Here is a 543-nt window from a genome sequence, read left to right on the forward strand (position 1 = left end):
GTGGTCAACGCGGTGAACAACACCGTGTTCCCGAAGTCCGTGGTCGGCGGCTGCAGCAGCGCGTACGACGCGCCCGGCGCGCCGATACCCAACCGGGCCGGCGCACCCGACAGATAGTTGACCAGGCCGCGGTGGGTGACCTGGACCGCCTTCGGCTGACCGGTGGAGCCGGAGGTGAACATCACGTACGCCACCCGATCCACCGGGGCCGGTACCCGTGGCGGCGTGTCCGGCAGACCGGCCAGCACCGCCTCGACCAACGGATCGTCCAGCAACACCGTCCGCAACCGGCCCACCGGCAGGTCCCCCACCACATCGGTGGACCCGACCAGGACCGACACGCCACTTTCGGCCAGCATGAACGCCGAACGCTGCGCCGGCACACCAGCGTCCAACGTCACATAGGCACCCCCGGCCCGCCAGGTCGCCAGCACTCCCACCACGAAATCGACCCCACGGTCCACCGCCAACCCGACCACCGACTCCGGACCCACACCCACCGACCGCAGGTACCGCGCCAACCGGTTCGCCCGCGACCCGATC

General features: G+C 70.5%; 1 protein-coding gene. It reads right to left on the reverse strand.

Annotated features, from left to right (window positions below; translation table 11 throughout):
• The coding region (locus ACFP2T_RS47985) for an AMP-binding protein (RefSeq protein WP_377434805.1) at nucleotides 1-543 on the reverse strand (543 nt) is incomplete at both ends.

This window comes from Plantactinospora solaniradicis, from assembly GCF_042658085.1.
GTDB lineage: Bacteria > Actinomycetota > Actinomycetes > Mycobacteriales > Micromonosporaceae > Plantactinospora > Plantactinospora solaniradicis.